The following is an 18,125-nucleotide window of genomic DNA, read 5'->3' as shown; positions in this document are numbered from 1 at the left end:
TCTCCTCGTCTAGTGGATTAGCAGGCTGGTTGCCCAGCGGATGTCGGCGCCGGTGGCCATGGTGTGCAGGGTGAGAGCGACTCCGGCGTGGCCGGCGATCAGGCCGGATCGCGCCGGGGTGGCGTCGACGGCGTGCTGGATTAGCAGGCGCATCACGTGGGGTATGTGGGTATGCAGACTGGTGGTGTGGGCGTCAACGGCGGCGTACCAGACCGTTGCGGCGAGTCCTGCCCAGCCGTGGCACAGCGATGGGTCGACGAGTCGGTTGAGCTGAACGGGGTCGGCCAGGCAGCGGGCCAGGGCGCCTTCCGCTGTCTCCTGCCTAACGAGGTCGCCGAGGGCAATCCCGGCGAGCTGTTGCGCGCGGGCTATGCCGGGGGTGCCGTAGCACCAGGACGGCCGCGCCGGTCCGCGTGTCGCAGGCTTGCCGGCGTGCAGCTCGGCCGCCGTGATCCTCTCTGGCCACCATGGTCCGGTTGGGCTGGTCTGCCGCCAGTCGTCCAACCAGGTGTTGATCCGGCCGATTGCTTCGGCCTGTCCCGGCACCAGGATGTTGTGGCGCATGGCGAGCGCCAGGAGCGCCAAGGGGCCGGTGATGCCGTGCGCCATGCCGAAGTTGGCGTGCCCGCCTGATGCAGGGCTGTCGGGATCGGGCGGGGCGCCACTCCACCAGCCTGGCGCGAGCCGTCCGGCCTCGTCGTCGAGGTCGATCGGGTCGGTGAGCCGCACCAGGTATGTCAGCACCTGCCGGAGCAGTTGTCCGTCTGATTCGCGGCGTAGCAGGTGGGCGCCGAGGCCGGTCAGCCCGCGTACGAGGTCGAACTCCGACAGCGTGGGACGTTCATGCCCCGCGATGCGTGCCTCAGCGGCGGCCAGCCGGCATCTGATCAAATCCGCGACGGCGTGATCGAGCGCGTCGAGGGATGCCGGGTGGGCGTGCGGCGCGGCCGTGGTCAGCGCGTGGGTGATTGCCGGCGCACCGAACCACAGTCCTGCTCCGCTGCCGTTGTTCAGGGTGTCAACGGTCGCGTGTCGCAGCCATTCGTAGGCCAGTTCCCATCCTCCGTGCCCAGTCTGGGCGCGCACGCCGTGCAGGATCGCTACCCCGGCGGCACCTCGCGATAGGGATTGGGCGTGCCAGCGGGTACTTCGTGGCCCGTAGTCATCCGCCGTGAAGTCCGGAGGGGGCGGCTGGGTGAGGGTGTCGGCGATGCACGAGGCCACCGTTTCGGCTGCCCGTAGCAGCGGACTCGCGACGGGCACGGCAGTCATCAGGGCGCTCCTGCGATACGTACACGGCGGCGTACCGTCGCCAGCGCGATGTGGCGAGCGAGCCGATGCGCGACCTGCTCGGCAGGCTCGTCCGGACCGTGAGCGCGAACGAAGTGCAGGTGTAGCAGCGAGGTGAGTACAGAGGTTGGGGTCAGTGGGCCGCGCGAGGCAGACAGTGTGTCGGCGTAGCGGGCTGCGGCCCGGGATCGCTCCTGCCATGCCTGCTGGACCTGATCCGGCAGGCGGGTCGGGTCAAGGGTGACCGCCTGGCGCAGCAGATACCGGTCGATGGTTGTCGGCCCGGCCTGCTCCGGGTGGGCGACCAGCCACTCGCATGCGTCGTTGCGGCTGCCGAGCATCGCGCCTACCAGGTCGATCATGCTCGCGGCGGTAAGGACGTGCCGGTTGACCTGACGCTCGGGTTGCACGCTGAGCTGCACCAAGGCTGCGGTGGAGTCGGCGGCGAACAACTCGTGCACGGCGACCAGCGCCTGGCCGTCTCCGTACCGGCCGGACTCGGGATGGTAGGTGTCCAGGCTCAGGTCTCCGGCAAGGCCCTGCCGCCGAAGGGCGGCGGCCCACCGGCCGACCCGTACGGCCGCGTCGCCGTAGTCGTCGGTGTGCAGCCGTAGCCGCAGGTGCGACGTGGGACGTCGGAGGCGGACGAACCATCGCAGCGGCGGCTCGGGCCAGTCGGCGAGCAGCGCTGGCAGCCCTCGGAGTAAGACCAGCTCCATCATTGGCGGCTCGACGGCCAGCGACGCGGACACGATGCCGCCTGCTCCGGGCATGATCGGCGGGGCCGGAGCAGGCGGCGGCCCCGAGCCTCGTGCGGAGACGACGGCCGGCGCCACGGCGGGCTCGGCCGTGGAGGCGACCGGTACGACGATCTCGTGAGCACGCCCGGACAGCCACCCGAAGTCCTCCGGCCCCGCCGCCTCTACCACGGTGATCGGATCGGTGCTGGCGTCCAGGTGGGCACGGAACAGGGACCGGTCCATGGCCTGATTGAGGTTGAGCCGGAGCCTCTGGTCGCCGCTGCCGACCTGCACCCACCCGGGTAGCCGCAGCCTCGCACGCATCACCTCCCAGGCTGCGAACCATTCGCTGTCGCTCGCGTCCGCAGCGGGCAGGCAGGCCGGGTCGATGCACCACCGGGCGGCCGTGAGCAGAATCCGCCCGTATCGCAGAGCAGGTCGAAAGGGCAGGCAGGAAGCCGCGCCCCAGTCCAATGGTTTCAGCCGGGCGTCCATGGCTCGGGGCAACTCCACGAGAAACCGACCGAGCAGCGGCATCGTGTGCAGGGCGGCGGCATGCGCGACCGTCGGCTCGACCACCCGCCCCCGCGACATCGACACCAACACCAGTCGGTCCCGACCGGCAGCCACACCAAGATCACCAATATTGATGACATCCTCGGTTGCCGGACGGTGCTCAGCCAACGAAATCAGCCACGGAAGGACCAGCGGGGCATTCAATATGTTCTGCGCATGCAGACGGTGTGGCGGGAAGCTCAACTGCGCCGGGATGGCCCCGTCCACCGCGACGGGTAGCCGCGCGAACTCCCTGCACATTCGCTCCCGCTCGGGAGCGGGCAGCACGTCGAGGAAGCGTCCGCTCGTCGCCATCGCCGAGCGACCCATGCCGGTCAGCGCGATCGTGAAGCGCCCTTTCGTCAGTGCGTCCAGCGACGCCGCACGAATCTCTGCCGTGACATCGACGTGAGGACTGCTGTGGCCCTCTTCAGGCGCGGAGCTGGCCAGAACTTTCACGGCAGCGTCATCGAGCTTCACTTCGTGGACACGGTCGATCACTGCCTGCTGGGCCAGTGCCAAGAGCCGTTCGTCACGGCTGGACAACGAGGCTGGGGGTGCTTCGGCCGCGCGGGTGAAGTGCTTCGGGTAGCCCAGCCCAGTCATCGGATCGAGCAGCTCAGCCAGCGGCACTATCGCCGCCATGCCGTAGCGGTTGACGAACCGGGCACGGTACGTGCGCCAATCCGGCCGACCGCCCGGATGGGACGTCAAGCGTCGGAGCACCCCCGCAGCGCTCGCGATCTCGGCAGCGATCTGGATCGGCAGGGTGACCTGATCCGCAAGCCGAAGATCCACCGCGATCGGCTGTGGATCCGCTGCCACCCGACGCATCCGGTCAGCCAGCTCACGAGGATGTGTCGTACCGGCTGCGATGCCACCCAGGTCGACGTGCAACGACCCGAGTGTGGCCGTGACGGGCTGTTGTTCGTTGAGGTGGTCATCGTGCACGGTGTCGAGCTGGTCAAGGATGTGTCGCAGCGGGTCGGTGCAGGTCGACGGCGGTCGGAGGCTGGAGATCAGCACGCCGTGGTCGACCAGATCGGCAACCAGCGCGTCCGCGGACCCACGCGGAGTTCGTGGGAACGCGGCGGTCACCTTGTCGACCAACTCCGTCCACGACACCGGCGCGGTGGCTAGCGACACGGCCAGCCGCACTGCTGCCGTGTTCCTCACCGAAGAGGTACCGTCTGCTGGTAGCGAGGCGTGTGGCCGGCGCTCTACCGCGAGCCGAAGTCCCTGTCCCACCGCCAGGTTGTTTGCCTGAACCCGCAGGTTGCGGCGCACATGCGGGTCGGCTTCGAGTTGCGCGATCAGGGACGCGAGCCAGCCCGCGTCCGGCCGTACCCGGATGGCCGAGTCCTCTGACGGTACGACCGAGGCAGCCCGGTCGAAGCGCAGTACGGCGACCCCCGAGAACAAACCGAAGGGCGTTGCCCGCCGCTGGGCACGCACCAGGTACCGCGCCAGTGCCAGAGCCATCCGCCAGCCGCGGCCGGCATCGAGTGTCCCGCCAGCGCACACCGCCTCGACCCGGGAAGCGAACTCAGGACTGGCAGTCCACACGGCTTCGGCCACACCAGGGCGCTTCCACGTCTCCCGCAGCCAACCGTCAATGCCCGTGTCATCGCCCCGCTGCGGCCACGGCAGGCCGCCGCTTCGCCACGAGTGCGCGGCGATGCGAATCGTGGCGGCATCAACATGCCGGTACAGATTGCTTCTCGCCACCGCGATCTTCTCCTCACAAATAACTTGCTCGGTTTCAGGGGTCGCCGGTTCCGGTGAACGTTCGGGTCGCTCACCGGAACCGGCAAGGACAAGCGATTAGCAGTCGCCGTTCTTCTGGGTGTCGCAGCCGTCGTCCGTGTCGGCCAACAGTGCGGCGGCGACCGGGCCCTCCGTGACGATCTGGACGTCCAGCTGGAACGGGTCGTCGCTGACGGCGAGTAGGTCGTTCATGGTTCCTCCTAGGGAGTTGGGCTGATGGGTGGGCAGGTAGCCCCCGCAGCTACCGGCACGGACTTTGCAGAGCGTCAGGCCGGGGCGGCAGGGGAACGGGGGCACCTCTGCCGCCGGCCGGCACCGGCCGGCGCGCCCACCTCGATGAGCGGCAACCGGTCCGGTAGTCGTCGCACGGCGACTACCCGGGTCGGAAAAAGCTGGTAGGAGGTGGTGGCCACCTGCCGATGGCCCAAGTTCTTGAAGTAGGAGATCGCGGTGAGTTCCGTTGTGCCTGCCACAGGCTCAGTCGGACGGATGGCACCCTGCCCGCGCCCCGCGCGGCGCATGTCATGCGGTCGCCTTACGGGCGTCGACAGCCCTGCGCTCGTAGGAGCCCAGGAGCACATTTGGGTCGGCCATGAGCGTGACGAACCGGTCGAGGTCAGCATCGGTGACCTTGGGTGTCGTCAGGACGGGACGGAGGTGGCCGACCACATCGGCGAGCAAGCTGGCATCCGGGACCGCCCCCGGTCCAAGTACCGGTGGACGCTTGGACGCACACCTGCGCCATGCCCTTGCCGAGAAGCAGGCCAGCGGTGTCGGTCGGGCCCTCCAAGTCCCGGCACCGTCGAGCCCGGCGATGGTGCGGTAGACGCGGCGCATGACGGTGTGGATCAGCCGGATGTCGTCTTCGGTTGCCCAGAAGACTCGTGGCGGGGTGTAAGTGACGTCGGCTAGGACGAGCCAGCCGCCGGGGCTGTAGTTCCCATGCCGGAAGACGACCAGCCGCCTATCTCGCAAGACGTAGCAGAGCGTCTTCTGTGTGACGACCTTTTCGGGCATGACGACCTTCCGCTCGACGTCGGGCCTCAATAGCAGGCCGCGCCCTACAGCGCTGATGCGAGGCATCACCTGCCCGCTCGAACGACGATGGATCTGTCGTCAGCGCCTTACGTCGACCATTAGACAACCATCGACGTTAGGGTTGACATAACCCCGATGCGGACAGAGCACTTGTCCGCATGACGGCCTCGATAGGAGCGACGATGACAGCGGTCGCACGGTCAACGATCCGGAAACGTGGCGCCCGGAGCGCTGGCGTCAATTCCTGGTCATGCCTTCGGCCCCAGCGGGAGGCCGTAATGATCGGCGAAGGTGCGGACAAGGTCCTCAAGTACGGCCTTGCCCTTAGCGGCGGTGGCGTGAGACGGCAGACCGATGACGCCGCTGGCGGTGTATCCACCAATGCCCCGCGTGAGCAGGTGACGTCGGTCGTCTGCGATATGGTCGGCATGCTGGAAGCCATCACGTACGACCTCCGGCGCAACATGCAGGAGTAGCGAAACCTCGAGCTCACCAGCGTGCATGTCCTGGTGGGCGGTGCTGTGCAGACCGGCGGCCAGTCGAGCGTCGTCCCAGTCGGCTCGAGCAGGGAACAGAGTCATCCGCGGTCCGGCGACGTTGGCCTCCTGAACGACGTTGGCAAGCGCGTAGTTCCCGCCGTGCCCGTTGATCACGGCAAGCTGATCGATGCCCGACTCGCGCAGGGAGGCGGCGATGTCAACGACTACGGCGGCGAGGGTGGTGGCGCTGATACTGACCGTTCCGCGCCACGCCGCGTGCTCGTGGGAGCAGGAGATCGTCACGGGCGGTAGCAGGAAGAGTTGGTAGCGCTCGGCGACTGCCTTCGCGATCGCGCATGCCACGATGGTGTCCGTCAGCAGTGGCAGGTGGGCGCCGTGCTGTTCGAAACTCCCGACTGGGAGGACCGCGACGGACGCCGCCCGCTTGGACTCGTCGGTGCTCGTTGCTGTGGTGATCAGGTCCACGGGCTAATGGTTACACGCTTCGAGAGTCGCCTGCCGATAGGCGAGCACGAAGGCCGCCGCCTCAGGAACGGCTGACTGCTGTCGAAGGGCCACCGCCGTGGGGTTCAACCAGCGCAGAGCCCGTGCCGAGGAGGTACCAGCGGCCAAGGCCAGGGCCTGGGTGGCCTCGGTCGCCGCGCGTTCGACATCGCCGCTGTTGATGTAGGCGGTGGACAGGACCGATCGCCACAGGGCCTCGTCGACGCGCCACTGAGCTGGCCAGTGCTGCAGGAGTTGCTCGTAGAGATTGGCTGCAGCCGCCGGCTGGCCGAGCAGCAGACGGCACTGCGCTTCGTGGGCAGCCACGTACACCGGGTTGCAGTGGGCGCCAACATCGACCGGCAGCTCTGCGTCCCCATCAGCGCTGCTGGCGACCCTATGCGCCTTGTCGATGCTGGCTACACAGGCGCTCTGGTCGCCTCCCATCGCGTAAGCCTGGGCTTGGCGGACCAGCAGAAGAGCGCGAATGCGGCTTGGTAGCCGGACCTCGTCCAGCGCCTGACGCGCCAGGACAGCGGCCCTACGCGGGTCGAATCGCTCGAGGGCGCGTTGGCTCTGCCTCATCAGGACGTAGCTTGCCAGCACCGGCGCGTTAGCTGCGACGGCGTGTTGCTGGGCGCGCCTCAGCCATGCGTCCGCCTCAGCGGCATCGCTCTGCTCGTCGATCCAGCTGAGGAACTCGGCCCACAGCGCCTGGGCGATGAGTACCTCTCGACGGTCGGTCGAGCTGCTCCGCCGCCCGACGGTGGCTGCGGCGCTGATCTGCGCATGGGCGGTGGACGCCATCCCCGCATATCCGATGCGATTTCCGGCAGTGGCGAGGGCGACGAGTTGCTCGTGCCACGGTGGGAGCGGGTCAATCTCCTCGAGATGATCCATGACGCCCCTGAGTAGGCCGTCCGCACTGCCAGCAGAGCGGTGGTCGAGGACGGTCAGTCGACGCTCGCGTTCTAGGTCTGGCAGGAAGCGGAGCAGCTCACCACCCGTCTGCAGGGCGGCCTCACATGACTCGACGAGGCGGGCGGACGGCCAACGTTCGGCCTTCTCCACCTTGCCGATGAGGTCCCCACTGACGTGCACCAGCCTGCCTAGAGCGCGCTGAGACAGCCCGCGGCCCTCGCGCCACTGTCGCAGCGCGGCACCGAACCCATGCAGCACTGACCGATGCGGGGTCAGCTGTCGTGGAACCTGAGCCACCGGTACTCCTGGATGCCGTTGCCCGTCGCTGCCGCAGTCAGACAGGCCTGACCATACGTGGTCGGACGCTACTCGGACAGTTGCATGCGGACAACGCCGTATGTCCGCATCACCGCTATCGACTCGTCTGGCCCGGTGCGCAATTCTCGTTGTTGAGATACCCATCCGCGCGCCAGGCGAAATATTAGCAGCGATGCAGACGCCCTTACTGGCGGGCCATTTTGCAAAGTCGTGAAATCAGCCAGGCGTCAACTATTTGAGGAGTCTAATGAGTCTCCAGAATGAGCTGTCCCGATATGGATATCGGCAGGAGTTGAGCCGACGACTGCGGTTCCGGGATCTACTTGCCTACGGCTTGGTGTACATGGTGCCGATCGCACCGATGGCGATCTTCGGCAGCGTGTACGCCGGCTCCGGTGGCATGGTCGCTCTGGCATACGCGATCGGTGTGGTGGCGCTGGTGTTCACGGCGTTCTCGTACGCGCAGATGGTGAAGGCGTTCCCGATGTCGGGCAGCGTCTACAACTACGCCGGCCGGGGCATCAGCGCGCCGGTCGGTTTCCTCGCCGGCTGGGTGATCCTCCTCGACTACGTCCTCGTCCCGGGACTGCTGTACCTGGTGGCGTCGGTTGCCATGCACTCGACGGTCACGTCGGTCCCGGTGTGGCTGTGGCTGGTCGGCTTCGTTGCCGTCAACACCGTCGTCAACTCGGTCGGGATCCGGATGACCGCCGCGGTGACCCGGGTGATGCTGATCGGCGAGCTGATCGTCTTGGCGGTGTTCCTGGCCGTTGCAGGCTGGGCCCTCGCGACCGGCAAGGGTCGGTTCAGTTGGGAGGCGTTCTACAGCGCCGACACGTTCACCTGGTCGCTGGTGGCGGGGGCGGTGTCGATCGCGGTGCTGTCCTTCCTCGGCTTCGACGGGATCGCCATGCTGGCTGAGGAGACCAAGGGCGGCTCCCGTCAGATCGGCCGCGCCATGGCCGCCGTCTTGGTCCTGGCCGGGGTGCTTTTCATCGCGCAGACGTGGCTGGCCGCGATGCTCGTCCCCGACCCCGGCACCCTCCTTGTGGAGGGTGATCCAAACGGCACTGCCTTCTACGACGCCACTGCCGTGGCTGGTGGGGGTTGGCTGGCGACAGTGTGCGCGGTCGCGACGGCGATTGCGTGGGGATTGCCGAACTCGATGGTCGCGCAGGTCGCCACCTCTCGGCTGCTGTACGCGATGGCCCGGGACCGGCAGCTGCCGGCATTCCTGGCGAAGGTGTCGATCCGCCGCAACGTGCCGATCAACGCGACGCTGCTCACCGGGGCGGTGTCCCTGGCGCTGGGCCTGTACATGGCGACCCGTGCGGATGGGATCACCCTGCTGTCGTCGCTGATCAACTTCGGGGCGATGGTCGCGTTCCTGGTCCTGCACGTCTCGGTCGTGGTGCACCACCTCATCCGGGAGCGCAGTGGTAACTGGTGGGCGCACCTGGTCATGCCCGGCATTGGCTTCGCCATTTTGGTGTGGGTGGTGGTCAACGCCAACATCGCCGCTCAGCGTCTCGGCTTGGCCTGGCTCGCCCTCGGGATGGCTGTTCTGGCTGGCCTGTACCTGTCCGGCCGCCGGCCTGCGCTGTCGGGGTTGGCGTCCGCGCAGCCGCAGGCGCGTCACGTGGAGCGGGTGTGACCGGCATGGACACGTTCACCTACCGGCCCGCCCGGGACGAGCTGGCCTACACGTTCGGCGGTCGGATGCCGGTTGCGCATGTGCGCGGCGGTGACGTGTTCACCGTCGTGACGGAGGACTGCTTCGGTGGTCTCGTGAGGGGGCCAGCGGACCTGCCGTCGCAGGTCTGCCGCATGCCGTACCTCAACCCAGTGTCCGGGCCGTTCTTCGTCGAGGACGCCGAGCCCGGCGACACCCTCGCCGTCCACCTCGCCGCCATCACCCCGGCCCGGGACTGGGGTGTGTCCTCGACGTTCCCGCACTTCGGGGCGCTGACCTCCACCTCCCACATGGCCACCCTGCAGCCGCCGCTCGAGGAGCGGGTGTGGGTGTACGGCATCGACCGGCACGCCGGGACCGTACGGTTCGAGGCCACCCGCAGCGACCACTGCGCGGACCTGCCGCTGGACCCGATGATCGGCACGATCGGTGTCGCCCCCGGCGCGTTCGAAGCCCGATCCACACTCGTGCCCGACACACACGGCGGGAACCTCGACACCCCGCACCTGCGCGCCGGCACCACCCTCTACCTAGGTGTGAACGTCCACGGGGCGATGCTGGCCCTCGGCGACGGACACGCCCGCCAGGGCGAGGGCGAGGCCTGCGGCGTCGGCGTGGAGATCGCCACGACCACCACCCTCGCCATCGACGTCATCAAAGGCGTGACCACACGGTGGCCGCGGCTGGAAACCGACCGGGACATCCTGACCATCGGCTGCGCGAGGCCCCTGGAGGATGCCTACCGCATCGCCCAGCACGACCTCGTCGGCTGGACCAGCGCCCTGACCGGCCTGGAAACCCTGGACGCCTACCAACTCGTGTCGCAGGCGGGACGAGCGCCGATCGGCAACGTGTGCGACCCCAACTACACCGTCCTCGCCACCATCGACAAGACCCTGCTCCCCGCCCCCGGACCCGCGTACCGCGGGACACACGAGCGGCTACGGCGACTCACCGCCGGGCTGCGGTAGGAACCCGCCGATGCCCGCGTCGATCCCGCGCCTGCCACTGCGCGATGACCTGTTCCTCCTCGGCCACGACGACGACACCGGACACCCCCACGTACACCAGCAGACCCTCGCCCTCGGACTCGCGGGCGCAGTCCTGATCGACCTGTACCTGGCCGGACGGGTGACCCTCGACCCGAACGACGACACCCGCGCAGCAGGACACCAACGGATACACCCGCACGTCGACCGCCCGACCGGGGACCTGATCGCCGACGCCGCAGCCGCCACCATCCGTGACGCCCACCCGCTGCTACGACGGTGGCTACGGGGGTTCTCCAACGACCTCTACGACCGCACCCGCGCCGGCCTGTTCGCCGGCGGGATCCTGCGCCAGTACACCCGACGGCGCCTCGGCGGCCTCATGCGCGACCACACCTACCTGCCCTCCGACAGCAAATGGGCGGTCATCGCCCGCTCCCGCCTGCGCTACCTCGCCGCCGGCCACGAACAACCCAACGACCACACCGCCGCCCTCGCCGGTCTCGTCGCCGACCTCGGCCTCACCCATCACCTCTACCTCGACGACGACACCCCAGCCATGACCAGCCGGCTGAAGGCCATCGCCGCGCAGCACTACCAGCCGGTGCGCGACATCATCGCCGCCGTAGACGCCGCCGTCGGTGACTTGGCCACCGCCGCCTACCGCTAGCCCTGTCCGCTCATCGCAAGGAAGCCCACCGTGACCAACCAATCCCCCGTGCGACCTCCGACCGGCAAGCCCCGCCCGGTCGGCCGGGGAGCCATGAAGGTTATGGCCGCCGTCTGTGTACTCGGTCTGCTCGCTGCCGCCACCGCTATCCCGACCTGGACGGGCACCGCCGGGCCGGCGCAATCCCCACCCTCGCTGCCAAGCACCGCCGCGTCCCGGCCGACCGTGGCACCGTGTCCGGCGCCCGCCACCCTGACCGCGGCACAGCTCAAGACTCGTGCGCAACAGAAACTCGACCAGGTGCCGACGCGTCTGTCGGCGTCGTCTCCGACCCGGCAGGGCCCCATGACGGTAGGGGCGAGACCGTCAGGCTGTGATGCCATCCCAGGCGGGTTCGCCTACGTCCATCTACTCCAATGGGCCACGGACACCGCGATCGCAGGCAACAGCACGACCACGCGGACCGTGCTGTTCGAAGAGCAACGCTGGCGCGCCGACGACGCCTCCGGACGCGTCATCCGCAGCCGCTACCCCGGCGGCAACCAGCCCACCGACGACAGCACCTACTACCCCGGCCAGCTGGACGGACCCATCGGACCGATGGCCGCCGACCCGACGGCACTCACCGCGCAGATCGACACCACGCAACCCCGATTCCTCGGACCCACCGCCGTCATCCGCGGCCTCGCGAGCCTGCTCGGCTGGCGCACCCCCAACCAAGCCGCCCGCACCGCGATCCTCACCGTCCTGCGCGACACCGCCGGAATCACCTACCACCCATCGGTGACCGACCGGGCAGGCCGAACCGGCATCGGCGTCAGCGCCACCGCCGACGACATCCGCTTCCTGCTGATCCTCAACCCCAGCACCGGCGAACTACTCGCCTACGAAAGAGCCGCACTCACACCGCCAGCCGACAGCGACCGAAACGGCACCTTCGTCGACGACTACCACCTGTTCCTCGTCCACACCCACACCACGAGCAGCGACAACTCCTGACCCCGCCAAACAACTTCAAGGGAAATGCCATGGACACTGTCCCGCGCATCCGCGCCGCCCGCTGGGCAGACAAAGACCACGTCGCCGCACTCATCTCCGACGCCCTCAATCCCAGCCCTCTCGCCACATGGCTAATCCCCGACCCAAGCCCACGGCGCCGGATCCTCACCGACGTCCTCGCCATCTGGATCGAACACGCCATGTTCTACGGCGACATCTACCTCACCGACGACGCCACCGCCGCCACCGTCGGCTTCCACCGATACCGGCCCATCCCACCCCCCGCGAACTACCCCACCCGCCTCAGCGACGCCGCAGGCCCCCACGCCGACCGCTTCGACCTCCTCGACCGACTGCTCGCCAAGGAACGACCCACCGAACCCCATTACCACCTCGCGTTCCTGGCCGTACAACCCACAGCCAGAAGCTCCGGACGCGGCACAGCCTTGCTCAACCACCACCGCAGCCGACTCGACCACGTGAACCTCCTGTCCTGGACCAGCACCACCACCGACGCCCAGAACATGCACATCCGCCACGGCTATACACCACAACCGACCATCAACCTGCCCGAAGGCCCAACCCTGCGCACCATGCGCCGAGACCCGCGCCATCACACCCCTGGCCTACCAAAACCAGTCCCACCACAAGCCAACGAACCCGCGCCATTCCATCCAGTTCCCTGAGCATGCGATCCGCAGGCCAACCGACGACAGAAAGGACGACGACTCCCCCCACCTCCCATCGTGAGCTGCCAGCCCAGTGCTTTGGTGGGAACCAGCGAGGGTTCCCGCAGCCACATCGGCCGATTGCGGAGCACGTTCACGATCGCCGCGCCTTATCGGCGGCGGCCGCCTGGTTGAGATAGTCGGCGGCGTGGTCACCATCGCTGCTGTGTGCGGCTGTCTGGCATACCGCCCTGCAGATCAGCGAGCCCTACACCGTCGCCTGGAAGGAGATCGGGGGCCACTACGTGCACCACCGGCCGATCCGGACCGAGCCTTGCAGGACGGCACCGCCATCACCTACACACTCGCGGCGCTGCACGCGACCGGCTACCGGGTCGACATGGAATTCTGGGATGGCGAGGCCGAGTCCTGCTGTCCGCCGAATCCGCCTCAGCCGGGCACCTAGCAGAGAAGAGACCCGATGCGTAGCGACTGGACCGCTCTGCCGGAGAGAGTCACGGCAGGGATCGCCGAACGGGTCGGCGGAACCTTTGACGTCACCTCGGCTTCCAGTGGCAACCACGCCGAGATCGCCTCGACGGTGACCGGACCCGCCGGGCGGATCTTCGTCAAGGCTGCCTCCGGCGAGCTGAGCGGTCGGTCGCTGCGCTACGAACTCGCGGCCACCCAAGCCATCGATCGACACCCGCCCGCGGTCCTGTGGCAGTTCGAATCCGATGGCTGGCTGGTGGTGGGGACCGAACATCTTGCCGGTCCCCACCCCGACCTGTCACCCGGCAGTAGGGACCTCGATCTGCTCCTCGCCGCGCTGCACTTCAAGAGACACCTGCGCCTGGCGAGATGTGGTTCACCCCGGCAGCCCGGCTCGGGTTCGCGCACCCGGCGATGAATGGCGAGACACTTATCCACTCCGACCTCAACCCAGCCAACTTGATCGTGACGCCACTCGGCCTACGGATCGTCGACTGGGCGTGGGCAACCAAGGCCGCCGCATGGGTCGAACTCGCGCTGCTCGTCCAGTGGCTGATCGGCAGCGGCCACAGCGCGCAACAGGCAGAAGAGTGGCTAACCCAGCTTCCCGCATGGACAGCGACTGACCGTCAAGTCCTGGACCACTTCGCGTCAAAGAACGCAACAAAGTGGGCCGTCAGGTCCCGGCAGAGCGCCGAGCTCTGGGTACACGACCTCGAAATGTGGACCGGCGCATGGGCCAACCATCGGACCTACGACCGCCAGACAACCCATGAGCCATAACCGAGGCCACCCTCTCGCCGCGCGGCACCGGCAACGGTCAGCCCAACTCCTCAACTAGCCAGCAGGCCCGCTCCGGACCGCACATCAAGTCACTCAACCGGACAGGTCCATGGCGGCCCGAACCGAGAACCAGCCGCGCTGCTCCCAATCGGGACTGGATGGAAGTGCCGCCGACATGTCTGGCGAGTACTTATCCGATGAGGGTCGCGACCTGCCGGGCGGTCAGGAACTCGGTGAGCGCCTCGATCTGTTCGGGCTGAACGGCGATCGTGATCAGGCGCTGTGCCCGGGTGACCGCGACGTACCAGCCGCGTAGGGATTCGCCGGTGTCCGGGTCGCCGTTGATCCAGCGGCTACTCGTGTCGTTGTCGGGTATGAGCAGCATGACAGCGGGATGTTCGTCGCCTTTGACCTGATGAATATTGTCGCAGCGAAACGACGCCGTTGCAGCGTCTGCGGCACGTGGCGTCGGTGATTTACCGCTGAGCCGGCCGGTGCCGCGGCTCGGTCGCGCGCCCGGCGGCTGCGGCGCGTTCTTGAGTTCGGCGTTCACGTCGGCGATCCAGCCTGCGTGCAGCTCGGGCAACCCGTACAGGAATCGGTACGCGCGCCGAATGATGCCGGTGAACTCCACACCGGCCGCAGTGCAGCGTGCTTCGACACTGCCGCGGGCGGGAGTGTCCGGGTACCAGTACCGCAGCAGCATTCTGGCGGCGAGCCGGCATGCGTCGTCGACGAGGGCCTCATCAGCGGTCCCGGAACGCACAACGTGCCGGGCGTGGCCAAGCATGGTGGCTTTGTTCCCGGACGGGCGCCGGTTCTTGGTGGGCAGGTAGGTCCGGCTGTGCGCGGTGATCAGGCAGTCCGCTGCCTCGATGCCGTTGGCCTGGGCGTGATCGAGGAACACGTCGATGGCTGGCCGACCGCTCTGGACGTGCTTCGCTGTGCCGCCTCTCGGGAACCGGGTCGGCAGCAGGATCAACGGCGGCTCGAGCTGCGGCGGCCGGACCGCGAAGTCCGGCGGGCGGGCACCGGAGCGCAGGGTCGCGGCGGCCTGGCAGACCGTCCGGGAGCTGCGCCAGTTCCCAGCTAGCTCGACGGTCTGCCCGAGCTCGGCCGCCAGAGCCCGCAGTACCCCGAGTTCGGCGTTGCGCCAGTTGTAGATCATCTGGTCTGGGTCGGCGACGATGACCAGCGGGATCCCGACGCGGTGCAGTGCCGTCATGATTTCCAGGTCGGCCACCGAGCAGTCCTGCGCCTCGTCAACGACGATCTCGGCGAACCGTGAGCGCAGCGGACCGGTGACGCTCTCCCCGTCGGCGAGGTACTTCAGCGCCAGCAGCCGGCTCTCATGCCCGGTGATGTATCCGTCCTGGTAGTGGGCGTTGCGGACGGTGAACGCCTCCTGCGCCCACCGGTCCCACCCGTAGTTGCTGCCATTGATCAGCAGGGTGTGTTCCTGGGCGAGCAGGTCTTGCCGGATGAACTCCTGGCCGGTGCGCGGGTCCCGCACGAACGTGAATCCGTTCAGCGGAATCTGCCGGTCGAGTTTCACTTCGGCCTGCACCCGGTCCCAGCTGTCGATCAGTTGCAACGGCTGGTTCGACGGCAGGTTCGGTGTCACCAGGGCATCCCAGATGAAGGCGTCCAGGGTGCCAATGTAGTGGGGGAAGGCAGTTGCGTCGGGCCGGCCGTCGCGGTGGCAGCGGCGACGCATCTGGGTCGCCGCGGCCCGGGTGAACGACAGCAGCGCCCGCCCGCGGCGCAGCGTGACCGCAGGTCCGCGCAGGTGCCGGGAGACGATCACGTAGGTTTTCCCGGCGCCGGGGCAGGCTCGGACGAACAGCGGCGACTTCGCGGTGATCGCCTGATCCTGCGCCGCGACCGCCTGCTCGAACGCCGTCGTCATTGGGCGCTCGTTGGCCAGATCGGAGGGGAAGCCTCGGCGATGTAGCGAATACCGTCGGAAAGGTTGTCGGGCACAACGAACCCGCATCCGGGAACCAGCCGGTCGGCCAGGGCGTGAGCGAACTCCGGCTTGGAGATGGCCGAGCCTTCAGCTGCCGCATTGTCGTAGCTGGAGATGAACAACATCCGAAACATCTCCGGCCGCTGGTCTACGGGAGCGGCAGCGATTGGCGCCCACCGGTGCTCGGACTTGGGCGCACACTCTAGGAACGCCTGGTGCAGCAGTTCCTCGTTTTGTGGGCACATGAGGGTCGGCTCGAGGGTGCGCGGTGCGACGAACCACTCGATGACCTCAGGCCCGGCCCCGAGTCGTGTGGCCTCCGCGCGAGCGTCGATGACCCGCTTCGGTTCGTCGTTCCCCGCCTTGTCGGAGTCGGTGATCACCGCGATCCGCTGGCCGATCCGGGCACCGTTGACGGCGGTCAGCAGCACCTTGAGGTAAGCGCCGAATCCCACGCCGTCGGCGAGGACGATTGTCGCGCCGTGGAAGCGGTCCATGGCCTCCTGCACGGCCTGGAGGTGCGGTTCGTCGGCGCTGGCTGGCGCGGCCAGCACCAGGTCGCCGAGGGCCGGTAGCAGCAGCGCCTCGGACGGGCCCTCGACCAGGATGATCCGTGCCGCGTAGAGCAGCGCGTTCTTGGTGACGTCGAGGAACCGGTCGAGCTGTTTGATCTGCTTGATCCTGAGGCCCAGGTCGGCGACCGCCACGGCCTGGGCCTGCCATCCGGTGGTTTCTGTGAGCGGGCCGCGGGTCATCACGACGAGATCCTCGACACTGACCGCCGCGGACAGCACCGGTGAGTGGGTGGTCAGCACGACCTGGATGTGCCCGGCGGGCTGGGACGGATCAGTGCCCATACGCTGCCGGGAGGCTGCCGCCCGCCGTTTGAGGTAGCGCAGCAGCAGGGTCTGCAACTGCGGGTGCAGATGGGCTTCCGGCTCCTCGATCAGCAGCAGGGTCAGGTCGGACTCGCGGGCGGTCTCGAGTTCGGCCAGGACGGTGGCGATGTACAGCGCGTTCGCGTAGCCCAGCCCGGAGTTGTCGATCGACGCGGTCAGCGGCAGTTCCGCGTCGCCGAGCAGCATCCGCAGTGCCCGCGAGATCGACGCCAGGTTGGCATCCGTCACCGTGAGACCGGCCTGCTGACGGTGTGCCCCGGAGGTGATCGCCCCGAGTGAGCCGCTGACTGCCGAACCGACGGCTTGAACCGCCTCGTCCTGTGCGAGTGCAGTGAAGTGCCCGGCGGCACGGTCGACGAAGGCGTCGACCTTGTCCTGGCCGCCGAGCAGCGCCTCCAGCATCACCCGGATCCGGGTGCCGCCGGCGACGCCGAGGTCGCGGACGGCATCGCGCAGCGCGGGCAGGTGCACGTGCCGGATCGCGGTGCGCAGCGACGGCTCGCTAGGCGATTCCTTGTCCTCGCCGACCTGCCACGTCGTCGTGCCGCGACGGCGCCCCAGCGGCGGCCGGGTGTAGGTCAAGGCCCACGCCGCCGAGCGTTTGCCGTCGGCGGTCGCGCCGGGAAGAAACGCCGACAGGTAGGCGCCGGCATGGTCCGGGTCGATGTCGGACAGAACGGCCCGCAGCTGCACTTGATCGTCCGGGCCGGCACCGTCGAACATGTCACCGTCGGTCAGTGCCGGGCCGCGCCGTCCGTCGAGAGCATCGGTCAGCTGGCGCAGACTGTCGATCACCGTCGTCTTGCCCGCGTTGTTTTCACCGGCCAGGACAGTGACCTCGGGCCGCAGCCGGACGCTGACCTGCCGGCACGACCGAAAGTTCCTGATCGTGATGTTGGAAACGAACATGACCGTCCCTACGAGTACGAACGTCCATGATCGCAGCGAGCCCGATCATGGACGTCGGACATCAGGTCCGATCCCGGCACCGGACGCACGAGCCGTACTCCGCCACCTGCCGGCAACGATCCGTCTGACGTCTCGCCGACACACAGGCAACGGCAGGCAGCCGAGCGGCGACGGCGCAGCCCGGGCCGAACCCCCGAGCGCACCTGGCAAACCGCCAAGTACAACAAGTCCGCCTCGCCATCCCGCTGGCGGGACAACACATGGACGTCGACACCCCGCCACCGGTTGAACCCTGGTGGCTCACCGCGGGCTGACTTGTGGGAACCCGGCTGCGCCGACAAGCGGTCTACGACGTCGAGGTTTGTCTTGCAACACCGTCCCCGCCCTACTTATCCACCGCGTCCGCCCAGAGTCGGCTCCCTGCTGAAGAGGTCTCGAAGTC

At 68.0% G+C, this 18,125-nt stretch carries 15 protein-coding genes; 7 read left to right on the top strand and 8 right to left on the bottom strand.

Going from position 1 to position 18,125, the window contains the following annotated elements:
* Nucleotides 1–9: 9 nt before the first annotated feature.
* The 6 genes from ABZ794_RS00540 to ABZ794_RS00515 form a co-directional block, all read right to left on the bottom strand.
* Nucleotides 10–1,272 (bottom strand): lanthionine synthetase C family protein, encoded by a 1,263-nt coding sequence (locus ABZ794_RS00540; protein ID WP_357513472.1) that lies wholly within the window; start codon nt 1,270–1,272, stop codon nt 10–12.
* Nucleotides 1,272–4,313, bottom strand: coding sequence for a lantibiotic dehydratase (locus tag ABZ794_RS00535; protein WP_357513470.1), 3,042 nt, complete (start codon nt 4,311–4,313; stop codon nt 1,272–1,274). The genes ABZ794_RS00540 and ABZ794_RS00535 overlap by 1 nt, the downstream gene beginning before the upstream one ends.
* 96 nt (nt 4,314–4,409) lie before the next feature.
* On the bottom strand, nt 4,410–4,544 hold the full coding sequence (locus ABZ794_RS00530) for an FxLD family lanthipeptide (RefSeq protein ID WP_112584316.1): 135 nt from the start codon (nt 4,542–4,544) through the stop codon (nt 4,410–4,412).
* A gap of 330 nt (nt 4,545–4,874) precedes the next feature.
* Nucleotides 4,875–5,369: a hypothetical protein gene (locus ABZ794_RS00525; RefSeq protein WP_357513468.1), complete on the bottom strand. Its 495-nt coding sequence runs from the start codon at nt 5,367–5,369 to the stop codon at nt 4,875–4,877.
* A 269-nt stretch (nt 5,370–5,638) separates the two neighbouring features.
* A complete protein-coding gene (locus ABZ794_RS00520) occupies nt 5,639–6,355 on the bottom strand; it encodes a creatininase family protein (RefSeq protein WP_357513466.1) in 717 nt (238 codons plus the stop codon).
* 3 nt (nt 6,356–6,358) lie between these two features.
* On the bottom strand, nt 6,359–7,591 hold the full coding sequence (locus ABZ794_RS00515) for a helix-turn-helix domain-containing protein (protein ID WP_357513464.1): 1,233 nt from the start codon (nt 7,589–7,591) through the stop codon (nt 6,359–6,361).
* Between the two features lie 268 nt (nt 7,592–7,859).
* On the opposite strand from ABZ794_RS00515, the gene ABZ794_RS00510 reads away from it, so the two are divergent.
* The 7 genes from ABZ794_RS00510 to ABZ794_RS00480 all read left to right on the top strand — a co-directional run bounded on the left by ABZ794_RS00510 (nt 7,860) and on the right by ABZ794_RS00480 (nt 13,906).
* Nucleotides 7,860–9,266 carry an APC family permease gene (locus ABZ794_RS00510; protein WP_357513463.1) on the top strand — a complete coding sequence of 469 codons (1,407 nt, stop codon included), beginning with the start codon at nt 7,860–7,862 and terminating at the stop codon, nt 9,264–9,266.
* The gene (locus tag ABZ794_RS00505) at nt 9,263–10,276 is read left to right on the top strand and encodes an acetamidase/formamidase family protein (protein ID WP_357513461.1); all 1,014 of its coding nucleotides are present in this window, start codon (nt 9,263–9,265) and stop codon (nt 10,274–10,276) included. Before ABZ794_RS00510 ends, ABZ794_RS00505 begins: the two co-directional genes overlap by 4 nt.
* A 10-nt stretch (nt 10,277–10,286) precedes the next feature.
* A complete protein-coding gene (locus tag ABZ794_RS00500; protein ID WP_357513459.1) occupies nt 10,287–10,964 on the top strand; it encodes a GPP34 family phosphoprotein in 678 nt (225 codons plus the stop codon).
* A gap of 465 nt (nt 10,965–11,429) precedes the next feature.
* Nucleotides 11,430–11,963, top strand: a complete 534-nt coding sequence (locus tag ABZ794_RS00495; RefSeq protein WP_357513457.1) for a hypothetical protein — start codon at nt 11,430–11,432, stop codon at nt 11,961–11,963.
* A gap of 29 nt (nt 11,964–11,992) precedes the next feature.
* A complete protein-coding gene (locus tag ABZ794_RS00490; RefSeq protein ID WP_357513456.1) occupies nt 11,993–12,649 on the top strand; it encodes a GNAT family N-acetyltransferase in 657 nt (218 codons plus the stop codon).
* A 463-nt stretch (nt 12,650–13,112) separates the two neighbouring features.
* Nucleotides 13,113–13,541: a hypothetical protein gene (locus tag ABZ794_RS00485; protein WP_357513455.1), complete on the top strand. Its 429-nt coding sequence runs from the start codon at nt 13,113–13,115 to the stop codon at nt 13,539–13,541.
* Nucleotides 13,538–13,906 (top strand): phosphotransferase, encoded by a 369-nt coding sequence (locus tag ABZ794_RS00480; protein WP_357513453.1) that lies wholly within the window; start codon nt 13,538–13,540, stop codon nt 13,904–13,906. Before ABZ794_RS00485 ends, ABZ794_RS00480 begins: the two co-directional genes overlap by 4 nt.
* Nucleotides 13,907–14,096: 190 nt before the next feature.
* Here ABZ794_RS00480 and ABZ794_RS00475 read toward each other — a convergent pair whose 3' ends face one another.
* Nucleotides 14,097–15,815: a UvrD-helicase domain-containing protein gene (locus ABZ794_RS00475; RefSeq protein ID WP_357513451.1), complete on the bottom strand. Its 1,719-nt coding sequence runs from the start codon at nt 15,813–15,815 to the stop codon at nt 14,097–14,099.
* Nucleotides 15,812–17,683 carry an AAA family ATPase gene (locus ABZ794_RS00470; protein WP_357513449.1) on the bottom strand — a complete coding sequence of 624 codons (1,872 nt, stop codon included), beginning with the start codon at nt 17,681–17,683 and terminating at the stop codon, nt 15,812–15,814. The genes ABZ794_RS00475 and ABZ794_RS00470 overlap by 4 nt, the downstream gene beginning before the upstream one ends.
* Nucleotides 17,684–18,125 lie beyond the last annotated feature (442 nt).

The organism is Micromonospora sp. NPDC047187 (genome assembly GCF_040643355.1).
Lineage (GTDB): Bacteria > Actinomycetota > Actinomycetes > Mycobacteriales > Micromonosporaceae > Micromonospora > Micromonospora salmantinae.
This window is presented reverse-complemented; position numbering and strand designations above follow the sequence as displayed.

Coding starts and splice junctions, on each gene's coding strand:
- ABZ794_RS00510 (WP_357513463.1), top strand. CDS start 7,860: ATGAGTCTCCAGAATGAGCTGTCCCGATATGGATATCGGCAGGAGTTG.
- ABZ794_RS00525 (WP_357513468.1), bottom strand. CDS start 5,369: ATGCCCGAAAAGGTCGTCACACAGAAGACGCTCTGCTACGTCTTGCGA.
- ABZ794_RS00500 (WP_357513459.1), top strand. CDS start 10,287: ATGCCCGCGTCGATCCCGCGCCTGCCACTGCGCGATGACCTGTTCCTC.
- ABZ794_RS00475 (WP_357513451.1), bottom strand. CDS start 15,815: ATGACGACGGCGTTCGAGCAGGCGGTCGCGGCGCAGGATCAGGCGATC.
- ABZ794_RS00480 (WP_357513453.1), top strand. CDS start 13,538: ATGAATGGCGAGACACTTATCCACTCCGACCTCAACCCAGCCAACTTG.
- ABZ794_RS00485 (WP_357513455.1), top strand. CDS start 13,113: ATGCGTAGCGACTGGACCGCTCTGCCGGAGAGAGTCACGGCAGGGATC.
- ABZ794_RS00540 (WP_357513472.1), bottom strand. CDS start 1,272: ATGACTGCCGTGCCCGTCGCGAGTCCGCTGCTACGGGCAGCCGAAACG.
- ABZ794_RS00470 (WP_357513449.1), bottom strand. CDS start 17,683: ATGTTCGTTTCCAACATCACGATCAGGAACTTTCGGTCGTGCCGGCAG.
- ABZ794_RS00490 (WP_357513456.1), top strand. CDS start 11,993: ATGGACACTGTCCCGCGCATCCGCGCCGCCCGCTGGGCAGACAAAGAC.
- ABZ794_RS00530 (WP_112584316.1), bottom strand. CDS start 4,544: ATGAACGACCTACTCGCCGTCAGCGACGACCCGTTCCAGCTGGACGTC.